The sequence below is a fragment of the Methanobacterium formicicum DSM 3637 genome (genome assembly GCF_000302455.1).
In the GTDB taxonomy this organism is placed as follows: Archaea; Methanobacteriota; Methanobacteria; order Methanobacteriales; family Methanobacteriaceae; genus Methanobacterium; species Methanobacterium formicicum_A.
Map to the genome: position 1 here is coordinate 55,130 of NZ_AMPO01000004.1, position 17,521 is coordinate 72,650.

The 17,521-nt window shown below is 41.6% G+C and carries 20 protein-coding genes and 1 pseudogene; 3 read left to right on the top strand and 18 right to left on the bottom strand.

Features of this window, described 5'->3' with window-relative positions:
- Position 1: 1 nt before the first annotated feature.
- From rplX to A994_RS05725, 15 genes and pseudogenes are all read right to left on the bottom strand, one after another.
- Positions 2-355 carry a 50S ribosomal protein L24 gene (gene rplX, locus A994_RS05655; RefSeq protein WP_004030388.1) on the bottom strand — a complete coding sequence of 118 codons (354 nt, stop codon included), beginning with the start codon at positions 353-355 and terminating at the stop codon, positions 2-4.
- Between the two features lie 8 nt (positions 356-363).
- Complete coding sequence (locus A994_RS05660; RefSeq protein ID WP_004030389.1) at positions 364-762, bottom strand: 50S ribosomal protein L14; 399 nt, start codon at positions 760-762, stop codon at positions 364-366.
- Positions 759-1,082 carry a 30S ribosomal protein S17 gene (locus A994_RS05665; protein WP_004030390.1) on the bottom strand — a complete coding sequence of 108 codons (324 nt, stop codon included), beginning with the start codon at positions 1,080-1,082 and terminating at the stop codon, positions 759-761. The genes A994_RS05660 and A994_RS05665 overlap by 4 nt, the downstream gene beginning before the upstream one ends.
- A 4-nt stretch (positions 1,083-1,086) precedes the next feature.
- Positions 1,087-1,377, bottom strand: a complete 291-nt coding sequence (gene rnp1, locus A994_RS05670) for a ribonuclease P protein component 1 (protein WP_048204098.1) — start codon at positions 1,375-1,377, stop codon at positions 1,087-1,089.
- 223 nt (positions 1,378-1,600) lie between these two features.
- Entirely contained in the window at positions 1,601-1,906 is a 306-nt protein-coding gene (gene yciH / locus A994_RS05675; RefSeq protein WP_004030393.1) for a stress response translation initiation inhibitor YciH, read from the bottom strand.
- 5 nt (positions 1,907-1,911) lie between these two features.
- A complete protein-coding gene (gene rpmC, locus A994_RS05680) occupies positions 1,912-2,118 on the bottom strand; it encodes a 50S ribosomal protein L29 (protein WP_004030394.1) in 207 nt (68 codons plus the stop codon).
- A gap of 584 nt (positions 2,119-2,702) precedes the next feature.
- A pseudogene (locus A994_RS13165) lies at positions 2,703-3,449 on the bottom strand (30S ribosomal protein S3); the annotation flags it as partial.
- The gene (locus A994_RS05690; protein ID WP_004030396.1) at positions 3,446-3,910 is read right to left on the bottom strand and encodes a 50S ribosomal protein L22; all 465 of its coding nucleotides are present in this window, start codon (positions 3,908-3,910) and stop codon (positions 3,446-3,448) included. The pseudogene A994_RS13165 and the gene A994_RS05690, both read right to left, overlap by 4 nt.
- 12 nt (positions 3,911-3,922) lie before the next feature.
- Complete coding sequence (gene rpsS, locus A994_RS05695) at positions 3,923-4,333, bottom strand: 30S ribosomal protein S19 (protein ID WP_004030397.1); 411 nt, start codon at positions 4,331-4,333, stop codon at positions 3,923-3,925.
- Between the two features lie 97 nt (positions 4,334-4,430).
- Entirely contained in the window at positions 4,431-5,156 is a 726-nt protein-coding gene (locus tag A994_RS05700; RefSeq protein WP_004030398.1) for a 50S ribosomal protein L2, read from the bottom strand.
- Positions 5,157-5,169: 13 nt separating this feature from the next.
- Entirely contained in the window at positions 5,170-5,430 is a 261-nt protein-coding gene (locus A994_RS05705) for a 50S ribosomal protein L23 (protein ID WP_004030399.1), read from the bottom strand.
- Between the two features lie 13 nt (positions 5,431-5,443).
- Complete coding sequence (gene rpl4p, locus A994_RS05710) at positions 5,444-6,229, bottom strand: 50S ribosomal protein L4 (RefSeq protein ID WP_004030400.1); 786 nt, start codon at positions 6,227-6,229, stop codon at positions 5,444-5,446.
- Between the two features lie 23 nt (positions 6,230-6,252).
- A complete protein-coding gene (gene rpl3p / locus A994_RS05715) occupies positions 6,253-7,263 on the bottom strand; it encodes a 50S ribosomal protein L3 (protein ID WP_004030401.1) in 1,011 nt (336 codons plus the stop codon).
- A 258-nt stretch (positions 7,264-7,521) separates the two neighbouring features.
- Positions 7,522-8,343, bottom strand: coding sequence for a putative RNA uridine N3 methyltransferase (locus tag A994_RS05720; RefSeq protein ID WP_004030402.1), 822 nt, complete (start codon positions 8,341-8,343; stop codon positions 7,522-7,524).
- A 202-nt stretch (positions 8,344-8,545) separates the two neighbouring features.
- Positions 8,546-9,169: an METTL5 family protein gene (locus A994_RS05725; protein ID WP_004030403.1), complete on the bottom strand. Its 624-nt coding sequence runs from the start codon at positions 9,167-9,169 to the stop codon at positions 8,546-8,548.
- Positions 9,170-9,499: 330 nt separating this feature from the next.
- On the opposite strand from A994_RS05725, the gene A994_RS05730 reads away from it, so the two are divergent.
- The 3 genes from A994_RS05730 to A994_RS05740 all read left to right on the top strand — a co-directional run bounded on the left by A994_RS05730 (position 9,500) and on the right by A994_RS05740 (position 13,602).
- Entirely contained in the window at positions 9,500-10,987 is a 1,488-nt protein-coding gene (locus A994_RS05730; RefSeq protein ID WP_004030404.1) for an acetyl-CoA carboxylase biotin carboxylase subunit, read from the top strand.
- 80 nt (positions 10,988-11,067) lie between these two features.
- On the top strand, positions 11,068-12,048 hold the full coding sequence (locus tag A994_RS05735; RefSeq protein ID WP_004030405.1) for a biotin--[acetyl-CoA-carboxylase] ligase: 981 nt from the start codon (positions 11,068-11,070) through the stop codon (positions 12,046-12,048).
- A 189-nt stretch (positions 12,049-12,237) separates the two neighbouring features.
- Positions 12,238-13,602 carry a PIG-L deacetylase family protein gene (locus A994_RS05740; RefSeq protein WP_004030406.1) on the top strand — a complete coding sequence of 455 codons (1,365 nt, stop codon included), beginning with the start codon at positions 12,238-12,240 and terminating at the stop codon, positions 13,600-13,602.
- A 259-nt stretch (positions 13,603-13,861) separates the two neighbouring features.
- Here A994_RS05740 and rtcA read toward each other — a convergent pair whose 3' ends face one another.
- The 3 genes from rtcA to A994_RS05755 all read right to left on the bottom strand — a co-directional run bounded on the left by rtcA (position 13,862) and on the right by A994_RS05755 (position 16,923).
- Positions 13,862-14,983: an RNA 3'-terminal phosphate cyclase gene (gene rtcA, locus A994_RS05745; RefSeq protein WP_004030407.1), complete on the bottom strand. Its 1,122-nt coding sequence runs from the start codon at positions 14,981-14,983 to the stop codon at positions 13,862-13,864.
- A 277-nt stretch (positions 14,984-15,260) separates the two neighbouring features.
- Positions 15,261-16,421, bottom strand: a complete 1,161-nt coding sequence (locus tag A994_RS05750) for a TIGR03576 family pyridoxal phosphate-dependent enzyme (RefSeq protein ID WP_004030408.1) — start codon at positions 16,419-16,421, stop codon at positions 15,261-15,263.
- Between the two features lies 1 nt (position 16,422).
- Complete coding sequence (locus A994_RS05755; protein WP_004030410.1) at positions 16,423-16,923, bottom strand: TIGR00288 family NYN domain-containing protein; 501 nt, start codon at positions 16,921-16,923, stop codon at positions 16,423-16,425.
- Between the last annotated feature and the right edge of the window lie 598 nt (positions 16,924-17,521).

Consider the following 17,521-nt stretch of genomic DNA (forward strand, 5'->3'; position numbering starts at 1 on the left):
TTTATCCCTTCCTTTCTAATATCTCGTTTCTTTCATCATCATCCAGATCCATTTCTATAATCATCAGGTTTGATGGATGTACTGGATGGTAAACTTGATTTCCGTCGGGTTTTTGCACGTTGAGGCCTTCGATCATGACTCGGTAGCGTTTAAGATCTACTCCTTCCACTTTACCTTCATGATCCCTGAAGTCACCTCGGAGAACTTTTACAGTGTCTCCTTTCCTTACTGGTAATGAACGTCGTTCGTACTCTTCCCTTAGTTCTGGGCTGAGGTTGACACTCATCAGTTTATGACGGATGTGTAATGGTGCTTGATAACGGAATTTCCTCTGTTTTCTTGGTTGTTTAGACATCTAATCACCTACACAATAATGCTGGCAGCACTTCCCACTGACGGCCATCTGTCCGCAGCTTCCTTGGCTACTGGTCCTCTTATTTCTGAACCTTTTAGGACTCCTTCGGGACTGATAATGACTGCTGCATTGTCCTCGAATTTTACTCTGAGTCCATCTGCCCTGCGGAATTCTTTTTTCTGTCTTACGACCACTGCAGTGGTAACTTCCCGGCGCATGTCTGCTGTTCCTTTTTTAACTGTGATAACAACCATGTCACCCACACCGGCAGTAGCCAGCCTTCTTCGGACACCTTTGTATCCTTTGACGGAAATTATTTCCACTTCACGGGCTCCAGTATTGTCAACACATTGTAGGCGAGCGCCTATGGGTAGTGATTTACTGACGTTTGATGTGATGGCTTTCATTTTTTATCCCCTTTAACCTCCACCACTACGAAGTGCTTGGTCTTGGAGAGGGGTCTGCACTCCGCAATTTTCACTGCATCGCCAATGTTTACCTGGATACAGTCTGGTTTATGGGCGTTTATTTTTGATTTTCGCTTTTCGTATCGTTCATATTTTCGTATGAACTTATAAAAACTCCTTTCAACGGTTATGGTCCTTTCTGCCTTGTCACTGGTGACTACTCCTTCCAGGATCTGGCCCCGCACTGGCAGGTTCCCGTGGAAGGGGCAGTTAGGATCATTGCATTTTTCTTTGGGTTCGGTAACTTCAATACCAACCATATTATCACCAATATTTCCTAAATCTCTTTTTTATCCTATCTTCAGGGCGAGAAACAATAATGTCGCCCTTAATTTCTAGTGTAACTCCATCGGGAAGTGTGAACTTGAAAGTTGCGTTCCCTTTGGGTATGATTTTTTCCATGCCTTCACCATCTTCAATGGTGAGGGTGTTTCTGGTTTCGTTCACCACGAATCCTTTAATTCCCTTTAGATCTCCATGCAAACTGTGGGTGATTTCCACTTCAAGCCCCACCAGTTCATGTCTTAAAATGTTTTGTGGAGTAATAGTTATCATGGGGTGGTGAAAGTATTTTTATGTGAATAATCACGAAAAACAGGCCAAGCTCATTCGAGTTAACTGCTGTTTCCAGTGATTAATCTCCCAGAAGACTTTTCATGATCTTATTTGAGAAGTCTTTTAAGTTTGAACTTAAAACCATGGTTAACTTATCTTAAAAAACATGGTATGATTAAACAGTAATCAAGTCCATGTGCTAAATTTTAGTTAACCCCTTAATCTAACGAACCTGGATGTCATCGGAAGAAAAGCCCATTCCGGCTAAAACTTCTTTGACTCTCCTTTTATGGTCTCCTTGCAGTTCGATCTGGCCCTTTTTGGCCGTTCCTCCGCAGGCACATCTGTTTTTCAGTTCCTTGGTGAGTTCTTTAATGTCAATATCGTGTTCATCTATTCCCTCCACGATAGTCATTAGTTTTCCGAATCTTCTTCTCACCGTGAATACTTTAACACTCTGTATCTCTCGAGCTATTTCCTCACAGACGCAGAGTTCCTCTGGTAGACCACAAACATCGCAGACTTTCATCGATTTTAGTTCTCCTTATTTTTTTCGTTAATTATGGTTTTGACACGTGCTATGGTTTTTTTAAGTTCCCTGATCTTCCCCGGGTTTTCGTAAATCCCCGCGGCAGCACTCTTGGAAATGTGACTGGCATGTTCTGCCTGAAGTTCTTCCAGTTTTTTCTGGATTTCCTCCATTCCCATTTCACGTATCTCTTTACTCCTTAATATAACCATATTTATACATCCTTTTATAATTTGTGATGATTTCTAAGGATTAAATCCTTTTAGGATTTCTCCACTTTTTCCTTGATTTCGGAAGCTTTTTTGGTGACTTCAGCCACTTTATCTGAGGCTTTTTTCTTTGCTTCGGTAGCTTTCTCTTTTGCTTCTTCAGCCTTCTCCTCAACTGCTTCTTTAACCTCAGCGGCCTTTTCCTTAACTTCTTCAGCTTTTTCCTCAGCAGCTTCTTTAACCTCTGTAGCCTTTTCAACTACTTCTTCGGTCTTTTCTTCAGCTGCCTTCTTAGCCTTAGTAGCTTTAGCTTTAGCTTTGGTAGCTTTCTCTTCAGCAGCTTCTTTAACCTCTGTAGCCTTTTCAACTACTTCTTCGGTCTTTTCTTCAGCTGCCTTCTTAGCCTTAGTAGCTTTAGCTTTAGCTTTGGTAGCTTTCTCTTTTGCTTCTTCAGCCTTTTCCTCAACTGCTTCTTTGACCTCAGTAGCTTTTTCCTCAACAGCTTCTTTAACCTCTGTAGCCTTTTGGACTACTTCTTCGGTCTTTTCTTCAGCTGCCTTCTTGGTTTCAGTGGCTTTGGTTTTGAGATCATCTTTGGCAGGTTCTTCCACTGGTACTTCAGCGGCTTCTTCTGCTGCTTCCTGGGTAATCTCTTCTAAGATTTCCGCAGATCCTTCGGTGATTTCTTCAGTAGGAGCTTCAACAGCTTCGGCTGCTTTACTTTCAACTGGTTCTTCCACTTTGGGCTGGATGATGTCCACCTTATCTGGTAAGACAACATCTGGAGGCATGATACGTACGGATATTCCCAGTACACCAGGTTTAAGTGGTGCAGTGGCGAATCCTTGTTTCACATATTTGATGGATGGTTCTCCACATTTTTTGATATACCCATCGGTGAATTTTGCACATGCGGACCGGGATCCTCTGATTTTACCGGAGATGGTTACTTCCACTCCCTGTGCACCGGCTCCCATGATTCTTCTAAGAGCTGAGTATGCCACACGGCGGAAGTGCATTCCCCTCTGGAGCATGGCTGATATTTTGTGAGCCATGATTTTGGGGTTAAGTTCAGGAACGTCAACTTCTTTAACTTCTACCTGGGGATTTTCCAGTTCGTAGCTGTTTTTGAGGTTTTGGGTTATGGCCCGTACGGTTTTACCGCCTCGGCCGATTACCATTCCTGGTCTTTCGGCGTATACCACTACCATGGTACCCAGGGGTGTAACCTGTATTTCCATTCCACCGTAGCCTGCTCTGTCAAGTTCTTTTTCCAGATATTCATCGATTCTGGTTCTCTTTAGTCCCTCGGTTACAAAGTCCTTTTCAATCATGCGCTCTCTGCCTCCCCTAGAACTACCTGTATATGTGTGGTGGGGGTGTTGAATGGTGTGGCCCTTCCGAATGCTCTTGGGATGTATCCCCGAATTATGAAACCTCGGTGGCTGGATATATGGATTATTTTAAGGTCTTCTGTGTCCATACCCTGGTATTCAGCGTTAGCTTCTGCATTTTCCAGAACATCTAAGATCTGGGTGGCTGCTTTTTTAGGGTAACGACCAGTAGGCCATCCTTTTAGTCCTTTTCGGTGACCGACTTTTTTGTTGTGCCGTTTGAATGGTACAGCTCTTTTCATCTGGATGACATCTTCTAAGTATTCCTTGGCTTCGTCAAGGTACATGCCCCGGAGTTCTCTGCAGATCTCCACCGAGTGTTTGGGGGAGATCTTGAGGGATCTTCCAGTTGCCTTGGCTACTTTTCCAGATCCTTCGTAAGCGTATTTCAATTTTGCCATGGTTAATTCTCCTTATTTCAGGGGCACGAACATGGATGAACGTGTTGCACCCATACCAGGGTCTCCGTGCTGTACTCTTTGTCGGGTAATTGCAAATTCACCAAAGTAACAGCCAATCATTTCAGGCTGTATCTGGACGTTCACAAATTCTTTACCATTGTAGATTCCAAAGGTCATACCCACCATTTCTGGTAGCACGATCATGTCCCTACAGTGGGTCTTGATTATTTTAGGTCGTCCGCCCGTTTCTCCTTCTTTTTTCAGTTTTCGTATCTTCTCTAGTACTTTTTTTTGCCTGGGTAAGAATCCCCTTTTCAGGGATCTGCGCTGGGTTGATGGTAATAACTGGATGACGTTATCCAGTGGCATCTGCTGCAGCTCTTCCAGGGTATAACCGCGATACTTGAATTCTTTCCTCGCCAATTAGCCTCCTCCTTAAAAAGCTTTTATTTTATCATTTATTTTATTCTCGTAATTTATCCTTAAACCAGTCCAAATGGAATAGTGGGATAAGTTAAACTTATCTCCTTCTTCCAGTTCTCCTAGCAGCAATGGAACCCACTTTTCTTCCTGGTGGGGCGTGTCTGGAGACTGTGGTAGGTCTTCCTGGGTGCTGGCGGTTTCCACCACCGTGTGGGTGGTCTACTGCGTTCATTGCAACACCACGCACTCCCACGCTCTTTTTACCTTTAGCTTTTGCAGCATAGTGGCGGTTTCCTGCTTTGAGGAATGGTTTTTCTTTCCTACCTCCCCCTGCAACTACACCTATGGTGGCTCTGCACTGGGGGTTGAAAGCCTTTAATTCCCCGGAGGGAAGTTCCACAATGGCTTTACCCACGTCATGGGTGATAAGAGAAGCGTAAGTACCTGAAGATCGGACGAATTTTCCTCCGTCTCCTGGATTTCTTTCCAGGTTGTACACTGGTGTTCCTTCGGGGATTTCTCCCAGTGGCAGTGAGTTTCCTGGTTTTATGGGTGCGGATAATCCGCATGCTATTTCATCGTTGATAGCTATGCTTTCTGGGGCCAGTATCAATAACTGTTCTCCATTTTCGAACTTGACTTTGGCCACAGGGGCAGTTCTACCTGGATCGTGGAAGATATCCACTACTTTTCCATTGAGACTGCTATTTTTTTCTATATCATCGTATGAACGGTACTGTATTTTTCCTTTGAAACGGTGTGATGCACTTCTGTAGGTGGGGGTTCCTCTTCCCCGCCTCTGAATTATTAATCGTTTTCCCATTATTTAATCCTCCCTAGAATACGCCCATTTTAACGGCAATGTCTTCTGCACTGGCATCTTCTGCCAGTTTAAGGTAGGCTATTTTTTCACCACGGGAGCTTATCTGAGTGTTGACCCGTTCCACTTTAACTTCAAAGAGTTCCTGGAAAGCCTGTTTGATCTGAGCTTTCTTTGCAGTTCTTCTAACCACAAAGGTTAACTCGTTTTTGTAATCAATGGCGTTCATGCTTTTTTCAGTTAACTGTGGTTTAATTATTATATTGTAAGGATCCATTCATGACACCTACCTAGTTCTGGAATAAATCTCCCAGTTTTTCTATTGCTGATTTAGTGTAAACAGTAAGTCGGCCGGGGTGTGTTCCTGGTGCTAGGAGTTCTGCATTGAGGTTATCCACCACTACCACATCTACTCCGGGGTGGTTTCTAGCTCCTAGACTGATTCCTTTGTCCTCTCCAACAACAAGTAAGGGTCCTTTGGGTGTTTTGTATTTCCTTCCCCTGGTTTTACCCCTACCAGCACGGATTTTACGACCGTTTTTGGCTCGAACCACGTCATCCATTATTCCCAGGTTTTTGAAAATTTCCCTGGTTTCGCTGGTCTTTTTGACACCGCATAATTCATCATCTACCACGAATGGTATTTGAGGTACGTTGTCAATCCGGTGACCCCTTGCTTCAACCAGTTCCTGGTTGGTGGTGGCTGCTATTGCTGAGCGTATTGCCAGTTTTCTTTCTTTTTTGTTGATCTTCTCGTGGATGATCCTGGCTGTCCTTGGTGGGTGAGCTTTTCTACCACCGGTTGTTTGGGGCACGAAAGCTCCCTTGGAACCTGCGGGGTGTCTTGAACCCTTCACACGTGGGACCATAGCTGCTCCTCGGCCTGCACCGAATGATTCAGCGGTAGTTCGTTTACCTGCCATAGGGTCTGTTCCCCAGGGCTGTATACGGGCACTTTGAGCAGAGAGGACCGCCCTTTTTATGAGGTCCGGTCGGAAGTCTTCACCGAATATTTCTGGAAGCTCCATCTCGCCAGTAACTTTACCTTCTAATGAGTAAACCTTGATCTTTGTCATTCCCATCACTTTTTTGATCCTAACTAGACTCCCTGCTTGGAGGCTGTGCTGATATATGATATTTGTGGAGCATCATCGTGTTTTCCGTGTGGTCTTGATGCTTTTCTTAACATGACCAGTCTTTTTGATGGTCCGGGTAATGATCCTTTCAGGAGTAAGTAGTTGTTTTTAACCAGACCATACTTCACGAATCCACCTTTAGGGTTAACCTCATCTGCCTGTTCGGCTTCTCCTATTTTGAGGATTTTCTTATTGAACTCGGTACGCTGGTGGTATCCCATCTGACCAGCCATGGGTACTGTCCACATGGTTCTGGCTGGGGTCCATGGTCCAATGGAACCTACTACACGAGCTTTACTACTTCGGGCAGCTTTTCCGTACTGTATACGGACACCCCATCGTTTAATAACTCCCTGGAATCCTTTACCTTTGGTTACTGCTATTGCATCGGTGTGTTCACCATCTGCAAAAACATCGGCAGGGTTAATTTCTTTTCCCAGTACACCGGCAGCGTAATCCAGTTTGTCTTCCACACTGTTTCCACCAATTCCACATTCCATTAGTTCTGGTTTTTTCTTGGGAACACTGGCCATTCTGGGTTTGGTGTGTATGAGTGCTCGGATTTCAACAACTTTATCCAAATTCTCTTTGAGACTTGCCAGTTGTGCTTCGGAATCGTATTCTGCTGGTACGGATATTTTCCGTTTCAGGTCTTCATCGAATTCTGATGCAAGAACATCAGTCATGGCTTTAAGACCACGACTGGTCCGGGTGTAAGCCCTGATACCCATTACCACTATTGGTGGTGTTTCCACTACAGTGACCGGGGTGGAAATTTCCATTCCCTCGGTGGGTGAGTTTTTAGTGTTATCCAGCTGAGTCACGTGGGTCATGCCCACCTTGTAACCTGGGAACCCTAAAAGACCTGGCTCTTCCCTTTCGGGCCAGGAGCTTATAGTGGGTGATTCCCTGGCTGCTCTTTTTCTAGGACTAAATGCAACTGATCCTTTTCTAGGTTGATGATGTCTAGCCATCTAATATTTCCTCCTTAAATCCTTAATTTTCCACTTTTCCAAATTTGTGAACGTAATATATCATTTAATCATAGTGTACTCTCTCTAAGAAGAGCCCAAAGCGCATTGCTATAATACATTGCGATAAATGTGTTCTACTACCGGCGTGTATTGCATTATAATTTGCATTACCCATATCAAAATTTAATTAAACCAATTAGCTTTAATTAACCAATTAGCGCTTTGCTAACCATGTCATGTTAGCAATAAAACGCATAACTAATCCATTAGCATATTAAATACTGATAAAGTAGCTAAAACTGCCTCTTCAGTTCTTACAGTCTTAGTCCCTTGATTAGGGATGGTGTTAACCTCCAGGTCCAGTACGTCCCCGGGGTTGCCCATTAATTCGTGTAAGCCCGAATACGGACCACCAAACAAAATAGCTGCGTGTTTGGAGCCCCTTAACCCCTCTCTTACTTCGTTTAAAACAGAAGTGATGGGTTCAGCATAGCGCGATGTGCCCACAACCAGATCAGGTCGTGGTTTTAACATATCTATGCTGTCATCTAAACTCTTATAAGTAGACAGTACATCGTACCCCCAATAAACTTGAGGTTCATCAGGAGTGATTATAATTTCCTTTCCTAACTTATCTACCCTAAAGCTTAATACCCGATTTACACTGAGCTTTTCTTTGCACAGTGCATCCCGGTCGGCACCAATATCAACAATAGTGCCTTTCTTGGTCCTTTTTAATGTAAGTCCCTGTCTAAAATCACCCTGGTGGAGTTCTCCAGTGGGGTGATGTGGAGTTCTAAGCGGAGGAAGTATTCCTACGTTCCGCAACTCCCTGGTTATAGGAAATACCTTTTTTCGAAGGTACTGTGGGGTATTCATATAAGTGAGGATATCACTAATAAACTTTACCCCTTTCTGGTCTTCCGAGTCTTCAGTATCGCTGTAAACAACGATTTTTGTAACCCGAAACAGGGCGGCTGATCTGCCAATCAACCCTACTTTGTATGTCTTTAGTTTTAAATCTTTTGTTTCCCTTAGAAAAGAAGAAGGTATGAAAATTGAAATGTTGTTAAGTGACATTCTTAAATTTCTGTTTTTGATCCTTATAATATATAGGGGCTGGATCAGGTTGAGTGAGAATATATATTACAAGTGAAAAGTGTTGTGAAAAATATTTGGTCATTTCATATGATATTGTCATGTCCATGTAGTAGGTACTGAATTAAGATAATTCAAAATTGATGATCATTCTTTTATTAGATAATTTAGTCTAATGAATAATTTATTCTATTTTCTCTATCCTCAAAACAACAACTTCCACTTCCCTTTTCTCATCCCGGTGAAATTGATAGATGCGTGGCAGGGGGAAATTATAGTGAAAAACATTGGTGATACTGGCATCAAGTGCCTTCACCATCAGCTCTAGAAACTCTCTGGTCTTGGTCAGGTGGAAGGAGTAAACCACCGGAGCTACTTCCAGTGCTTTTTCAAGGAACCTGCGATCACCATCCTTACGGTTGGCTTTCTGTGCCCCGAATGGTGGGTTCTGGATAACAGTATCTGCCATTTCATGGAAATCATTGATATCCATATTCAAAAAATGGCATCTGTCCTGAACTTCGAGCCTTAATGCCTCGGAATTTGCCACCTGGAGTGCATCATTATCTACATCAACACCCACAACTTCCACTGCACCCATCATTGCCGAGCCCAGTGCCAGTATTCCAGTCCCACAACCAAGATCCACCACTTTAAGGTCCTGGACATCACCGCAGGCATGTGCATTCCAGATGACATCAGCGGCAATAATGGAGGGTGTGTGGTACTGTTCCAGGTTAGGGTCAGGATGTGGATGGGGAGGTACATCCTGAAGTGCCATTTCCAGCTGTCTTTTCTTGGTTATCATGGGGTATTCCATTAAAATTTAATAGGATAATCGATTGTATCCTGTTAATTGAGGATATTTCTTATTTTTAAATGGTAAGTCTAGATTTAATTAAATTGTTGTCTTGTTTAAGGTTGTCTTGCTTAATATATTAAAAAATTTATTTCCAGAATTTAATTAAATAATTATTTCCAGATTTTAATGGTTAACAATAAAATCTTTAAGGAGATATTGATAATAGATATAATTAATTAAACAATGGGATATTATAGACTAAAGGGAATTTAAGTAATTAGTATTCAAAAAAACATTAATAAACATACTTTAGATTAAGATACAAAGGAAGATATCATGTTTGAAAAGGTCCTGGTTGCTAACCGTGGAGAAATTGCCATCAGGGTGATGCGCGCCTGCAGAGAGCTGGACGTGAAGAGTGTAGCAGTGTATTCAGAAGCGGATAAAAACTCACTCTTTGCCAAGTATGCTGATGAATCATACTGTATAGGAGGACCCTCACCGGCAGATAGTTACCTGAATATTCCCCGGATCCTGGAAGTTGCCGAAAAATCAGGGGCAGACGCACTGCACCCCGGATACGGTTTCCTGGCTGAAAACTCCCACCTGGGAGATGAATGTGCCAGGGATGGAATAAAACTCATAGGACCCTCCGGTTCTGTAATTGAAGCAATGGGGAGTAAGATTGAATCCCGTAAACTCATGGAAAAAGCAGGAGTCCCTGTAATACCTGGAAACAGTAAGGGAGTGACTGATCCAGATGAAGCACTTAAGATTGCAGAGGCCATTGGTTACCCGGTAATTGTTAAGGCATCGGCTGGTGGTGGGGGTATAGGCATGCGTACAGTGTACGAAGAAGATGAACTGTTGCGTGCACTGGAATCCACCCAATCTGTGGCAGCATCTGCATTCGGAGATTCCACCGTCTTTATTGAAAAGTACGTGGAGGAACCACGCCATATTGAATTCCAGATCCTGGCAGATGAACACGGAAACACCATCCATGTTGCAGACCGTGAGTGCAGTATACAGCGCAGACACCAGAAACTTATTGAAGAATCACCTTCACCCATTATGACTGAAGAACTCCGAAACAAGATGGGTCAAGCCGCAGTGAAGGCCGCTTCATCAATTGGGTACACCAATGCAGGAACCGTAGAGTTTCTGTACTCAGATGGAGAGTTTTATTTCCTGGAAATGAATACCCGTATCCAGGTAGAACACCCCATAACCGAAGTGGTCACTGGAGTAGATCTGGTTAAAGAACAGCTTAAGATCGCTTCAGGACGGGAGTTATGCTGTACCCAGGATGAGATCCAGGTGAGGGGTCATGCCATTGAGTGCCGGATCAATGCTGAGGATCCACTGGCAGATTTCGCACCCAACCCCGGTAAAATAACTGGTTATCGCTCCCCCGGGGGTCCGGGAGTGCGTGTAGATAGTGGGGTTTACATGAACTACACCATACCACCATACTATGATTCCATGATCTCCAAACTCATTGTCTGGGGACGTAACCGTAATGAAGCTATAACCAGAATGAAACGGGCCCTTTCGGAATACATTATTCTGGGAGTGAAAACCACCATTCCTTTCCATAAATCCATGATGTTAAGCCCTAATTTCTGGGAAGCAAAGTTACACACACACTTTGTGGATGAATACCGTAAGGAAATTATGGACAACATGGAAAAAGTCATCAAGGAAGACAAAGAAAAAGAAGCCCGACTTAAATCAACATTCCTACCATCTAAAAGAGTTGCCGCGGTTTCAGCGGCTGTTTCAAGCCACATCACCAGTTCCATGGCTAACCAAAAGAAATGAGAAATAATGATAAATAAAATTTACCAAAAAACTAATAAAAAGTGTAATGATTAAATCAGTAGGATTGGAAGGTGGTCCCAATGCCCCAAAAACAGATTTTAAAAAAATTCCGTACACAAAAGGATGAATATGTATCCCGTGACCAATTAACATCAGATGCAGGTATATCCGATACCCAGCTGAAAGATGAAATACTATCACTAAAAAAAGAGGGTTACATAATTGATTCATCCCCTGAACTTGGTTATCGTCTCATCAAAACACCTAACCGGCTCTTACCTTACGAAATACAACTAGACCTGACCACCAACTTCATTGGACAGGAAATTCATCACTACTCCGAAGTGGATTCCACCAACGAAGTTGCCAAAGAACTGGCCGAGAAAGGTGCACCCGAAGGAACCATTATCATAGCTGAAAGCCAGCGCAGTGGTAAAGGTAGAAGGGGTAAAAAATGGTTATCACCCTCAGGTGGGGTTTGGATGACCATAATACTCAGACCAGACATTCCCTTATCTCAGGCACCTTTATTAACCCTGGTAACTGGAGTGGCAGTTGCCGAAACACTGGCACAGGATTGTAATCTGGATGTGGGCATAAAATGGCCCAACGATATATTAATCGGCGAAAAAAAGGTCTGTGGAATACTAACTGAAGCCAGTGCCCGTGGCAAAGAACTGGAATACGTAGTGGTTGGTGTTGGAATTGATCTCAATGTCGATGTGGAAGCTTTCCCCCCAAAACTGCGAGAAGGTGCAACATCCCTCAAAAGAGAGCTGGATAAGGAAATTCCTGGAGTAAAACTGGTGCAGGATTTCATGGTGAACTTTGAAAACCTTTACAATGAGTTTACACAGGGCCAATTAACAGAAATTCTTAACCAGTGGCGAAGGCTTTCCAAAACCATTGGATCGTATGTGGAAGTTCACCAGAAAGGCAGAACAGTTCGAGGAGAAGCAGTAGGTATAAGCAAAGAAGGAATTCTTATCCTGGAAATGGACGATGGTAGCTTGCAAAAAGTCATATCCGGAGAATGCATACACTATAAAGGTAAATTATAAATGGAATTGTATACCTATTATTTTTTTTATTAAATAATTTTTTATTAAATTACCATTACATGAACTTAAGAAATTTTCACACGTAATTAATTCACAAACCGACCTGAAAATAAATTAATTATTCAAAAGGACACTCTTAATATTCAAAAGACTTAATCTCTAACCTAAAATTGATTGAAGGAGTTTTACATGGATCTAAAATATAAATTAATTCTGTTATTAGTTTTGATAGTTTCTTTAACTACAATGGCGTTTTCATACTCACAACTCCCATTTTATCCTCCAGATTTTCCTGCAGGACCTTCGATGAACTCAGGAGACCGGGTGATGATTGTGGCACCTCACCCTGATGATGAGGCCATCTGCAATGGAGGGGTAATTCGTTACGCAGTGGAGAACCATATACCAGTTAAGGTGGTGGTGATGACTGATGGTAATGACACCAAAACTTCACCACTTACCAGACATAATGAAACAATCAACGGGACAAAAACACTGGGCCTGAGTGAAGATAACGTTACATTCCTAGGTTACAAAGATGGAAGTTTGAGAAATCTTCTAAATGATAACTGGGATTACAGTAATCCTTTCACTGCTTCGGATGGTTCCAAACAGGTAACTTATCAATATGCATTCCAGGAAAATGCCACTTACTGCGGTGCTAACGTGGCTGGGAATCTGGAGACAATAATCACAGATTTTAAACCCACAATTATCATTTATCCCAGTGGAGATGATGAACAGTTTGATCACCAGGCCACCAGTGGTTTTCTAGAGTACGTCACCCAGGAAACAGGGTACAATGGAACTAAATACACCTACCTGTTACATTTACCACCTAACTGGCCCAGTCCCAGGAGTTATTATCCAGAATATTATCTGGTCCCACCGAAACAGATGGTGGGAGTTGAAAATGGTCCAGAATGGTTTGTGTTTAACCTCACCACATTAGAACAACGTTTTAAAGAGCAATCATTCCAGGAATATAAGACCCAAATTGTCCCTTCATCATACCTTCGGTCCTTCCTGCGTGAAAATGAATTATTCGCGAAGTATCCTGCATTGAATGTATCAAAGTCCACGGATAATTCATCAATTAGTGATTTTGCTGCTGGTTCTGTAAATTTAACCGACCTATTTTATGATGCAGCCGGTGATGGGAAATATCAGGGAAAAGAAAAATCAATGGACATAATATCAGTGGGGATGAAAGTTAATGATAATTCTGTTAATGGAAATTCATGGGTATCCATAAAAACAGTGGGTGAACCTTCCTCAAGTGCAGTGTATGATGTTCGTATGAATATTTTTAATACTGGTGGAACTGAAAGGGTGAATATTTCTGTGCACAATGGAACTGCCCAGATACAGCAGGATGTAAATGGCAATACAACCATGAAAAATATTCCATTAATTGTTAAAAACAATACATTAATAATGGGAATACCTTCTGATCTTTTCAAAAACAATCCCAATTTCATTATAAGCGTTGATGCAATTAAATCTGGAGCAATAATTGATCAAACACCCTGGAGAGTTGTAAAGATCAGTTGAAGCTGGTTAATTGAAACTATTAACTGATGCTGATTAATTGAAGCTATTAACTGAAGCTGATTATTAAAGATGGATATTTAGGGGATTCAATAAAATCAGTTTACCTGAGATTAATCCCCTTACTTATTTTTTTAATTGATTTTATTCAAACTATGTGGTAAGATGGTAAAATTTTATTCAAACTATATAGTCAAATGGTAACGGTTTGTCAAATGGTAACGGTTTGTCAAATGGTAACGGTTTGTCAAATGGTAACGGTTCAAACACTGATTGTGGTAATTTCCCCCAAACTACCATTTACCTGGAACTTTTTATCGGTGAACATTTCAGCAGCGTAGATATTGGTGAGGGTGTGCTGGGTTAACTCTGATACCCGGACCGATGATGAACCAGTAAAGGATGATGAACTAGCAATGGATGAAAAACCATTAAATGATGATGAACCATCAATGGAGGATGAACCAATAATAGAAGATGAACCAACAAGAGCCAGGTAGGGTATGATCTGATCACCCATGTACCGGTCCAGGGGTGCTCCCCTTGATAAAAATGATAAAATTTCTTCTGCTGCTTCTATTCCTACGATTTCTGCTTTTTTACCGGGTTTCCCTAGGGAACTGGCACCAACACAGGGTATGTTTTTATTTTTAACCTCACTCCATAGTAACAATCCAGAACCAGGACCAAGCGCATTGTTATCATCATCTGACTTTATCTCAATGTCTACTTCATATCCTGCCTTTTTCAGTTTTTTCTCAGCAGATTGGGCCTGTCGGATGGCCACATGGGAAGGGAGCAGGGTGGAGTAGGATATTCCCCGGATAATATCCACTTCCAGGTCATGGAGATTTAATGGTTTCAGTCTCTTCACCGGTTCAATCCGTGCACTTAAAATACCCCCACCACGAGGATAATAACCCCTTTGCAATAACTCCAGATTTATGTCAATGCCCATGGACTGCAACACTGGGAGGGTTACTCGTTCCAGATAATCAAAGGGCGGAGCCCATCTAACATCAGTACCACCCCTGATCTTAATTTCCACCGCCTGATCTGCAAATAAGGAGGGAATAATCAAGGCCTGAAGGATCAATGTTACACTACCTGCAGTTTTAACATCAATTTCCAGTTTTCCCCCTTTTAATGGTCCTGGAGTGAAAGTTATATGGGTTGAACCTAATTCCAATCCAGTAACCTCTGCACTGGAGAGCTTAGCCAGGGCCTTGACTGAGTTTAAGTGCTGGGGCATTAACCCGGGTTTGGGACGACCGCTGCGGATATTAGAAATGGTAAATTCTTTCCCAGTTACAGTAGAAAGAGCAGTTGAAACCCTTAAAAGAGCCCCTCCACCTTCTCCAAATGATCCATTGATTTTTATCATTTTACCACAAATAATCGGTGCTATACACTTTAATTTGTTAATTATCTTAGTTTGTTAATTATCATTTTTAAGATGATTATTATTTCTAAAAGATGATTATTTCTAGTTTTTATGATTATCATTTCTAAAAAATGTTGTATCTAGAAAAAAGTGAAAAGTAGTATTGGTTTAGAGTAGATAAGTCCATTTGATTAATCATTCACCGGATTAATCACGTTACCATGAATCAAGTTTAATCAAAACGAGTTCTAAATCAGGTCCCATCCACTCATCTAATTTACTCGTATAACACATTCAAACAGGTTTCTTCATCGGCTATCATTTCCCTGACCCGTTTTATTGAATCCTTAATGGCATGTACTATCTGGGTATCATCCAAGTTTTCTGCATCTGCTGCGGACAGGTCAAAACGGATGGTTGTGGAAACTCCAGGCATTCCCAAGGCTGGAATGGTAATGATATGATGTTCTTTTAAAAGTACCATGGCCATTAAAGTTGCACATTCACGATCAGAAAGGGAACCATCAAGTTCATGGGGAATGATTTCTTTTTTCAGGTTCGATGCAGAAATCATAAATCCAGTGGGTGTTTTCTTCACTCCACTCAACACGTTCCCCACCATGATACTGAGTTTATCTCTCCTATCCATGGAATTTAAAAGTTTCTGGGGATTGAAAGCCTCCAGTGCCCTAACTATCCCTGCAACAATGGGTGGCTGGGCTTCCAGCCCAAATTGGTGCGATTTATCTTTTATCTGGTTAATAAGCTCGGTTTTACCTGCCATCAAACCAGCCCTGGGCCCATTCATTAGTTTGTCCGTGCTGGTTACAACCAGATCTGCCCCCATGTCCAGTGCTCGTGGTTGATTGTAGATAACAGTACGTATCCGTGCTCCTGATGCATCATCAACCAATACAGGGATCTGTTTCTTGTGGGAAATCTGGATTATCTTCTCAAAATCATCTAAAGGAATTACCTGGTGATCCATGGTGGATCCGGTTATGACCACCAGGGATGTTTTCTCACTAAGCTGGAAATCCCCAATATTATCAAATTCAGCATAGGATGCACCCTGAAGTTTCGCACTGCGAGGAATGGAGGGGTGTGAAGGTAATTCAGGTAAGTAGTGTAGTACTTCTTCCCCGTGTTTTACCAGGGCCAGGATAGTGGCAAGTATGGCAGCACTGGTTCGGTTGAATGCAGCTACTTTTTCTCCACCCAGATGCTTTTTTCCCTCTTTCTGCAGACTTAATTCAAAAATAGCAGGACCAGAATAGGTTTCCAGGAAGGGGAGGTCTGATTTTTTTACAGGAAATCCTCCGGCTAGGCCTGAAAGGTCGTATAAACTGGATCTTCCTTCATGATTTACTGTGGTGGCAATGAATCTGAAAGCAGCTTCCCTTCTTTTTACTTCATCCAAGGAAGAACATATAAGCATTTCAGTCATCCTTGGGATATTTTTTAGGACTTTCTGCTTTCAGGACTATGGCATCATCTGCCGAGTTTTGTAGTGCTGCACTGAATCCAGGTTCTGCTCCAATAACTATGGTTTCTTTCCCATTTTCCTTAGCTTTATTGATGATGGGCAAAAAATCAGCGTCCCGGGTCATAAGGGCTACTACATCAATATTAGGATTGTAAATCAGTTCCATGGCCTCAACTGCCATGTAAACATCGGTGTCTCCTGCCACCACAATTGGTGTGAATCCCTGGTTTACTATGGCTTCAATGAGTTTATCAGAGGCATACTGGTTCAAAAGAACTTTACCCACCCTCATGTTACCATATTCTGCTATTATCTCCCTTACAAGATCTAAATTAAGGCTGAATTCCTTCCTCAACATATTGGGGCCATCTACCAGGAGTCCTATATTTTTAGATCCTCCTGATTCTGACTTTCTAAGTGGGATGTAAGAAGTTAATTTCTCAAAACTTCGCATTTTTATCCTCCAGTAATCATGGTAAAAACAGTTTTTAGTGGTGTGGTGAGTAAATCAGGATTATATTAACCAAATGGAATCATAAAAACCATGTTGAAATAATTTTTTAAAGTAAAATATCTGAAATTAATTGAAAGCTAATTATACACCAATACCCCAAAATCCTAATATTAACCTTTTAAAAGGCATTTAGGCTGCTTATTTTTACCATCTTGTTTAAATTATTTATATATTTATAAATTTTCACATATATAAACTTTGCAACATAAATTCCAGGCTTAAAATCCCCTTGAAAAATTTATTTGAAATAACGTGTTATTTGAATAATTATAAAATCAATGTATCCATTTCTACTTGATAATCATCGTATTCAGTAACGATTTATCAAGTATAATAATGAAATTCATCAAGTATAATGATTTCTAAATGCAAGTGCAATCCTATTAAAATTTAGTTAGTTTTATGCACTTATACTCTTCAGAATCAAAAAAGTAGGTAAGAATGATTTTAAAAATTATCAAAAGGTTTTAAAAAATAGGTCTTTAAAGCTAGTTTATGAGAAAAAAAATTATTATAATTTTTTCCCAGAATAGCTATT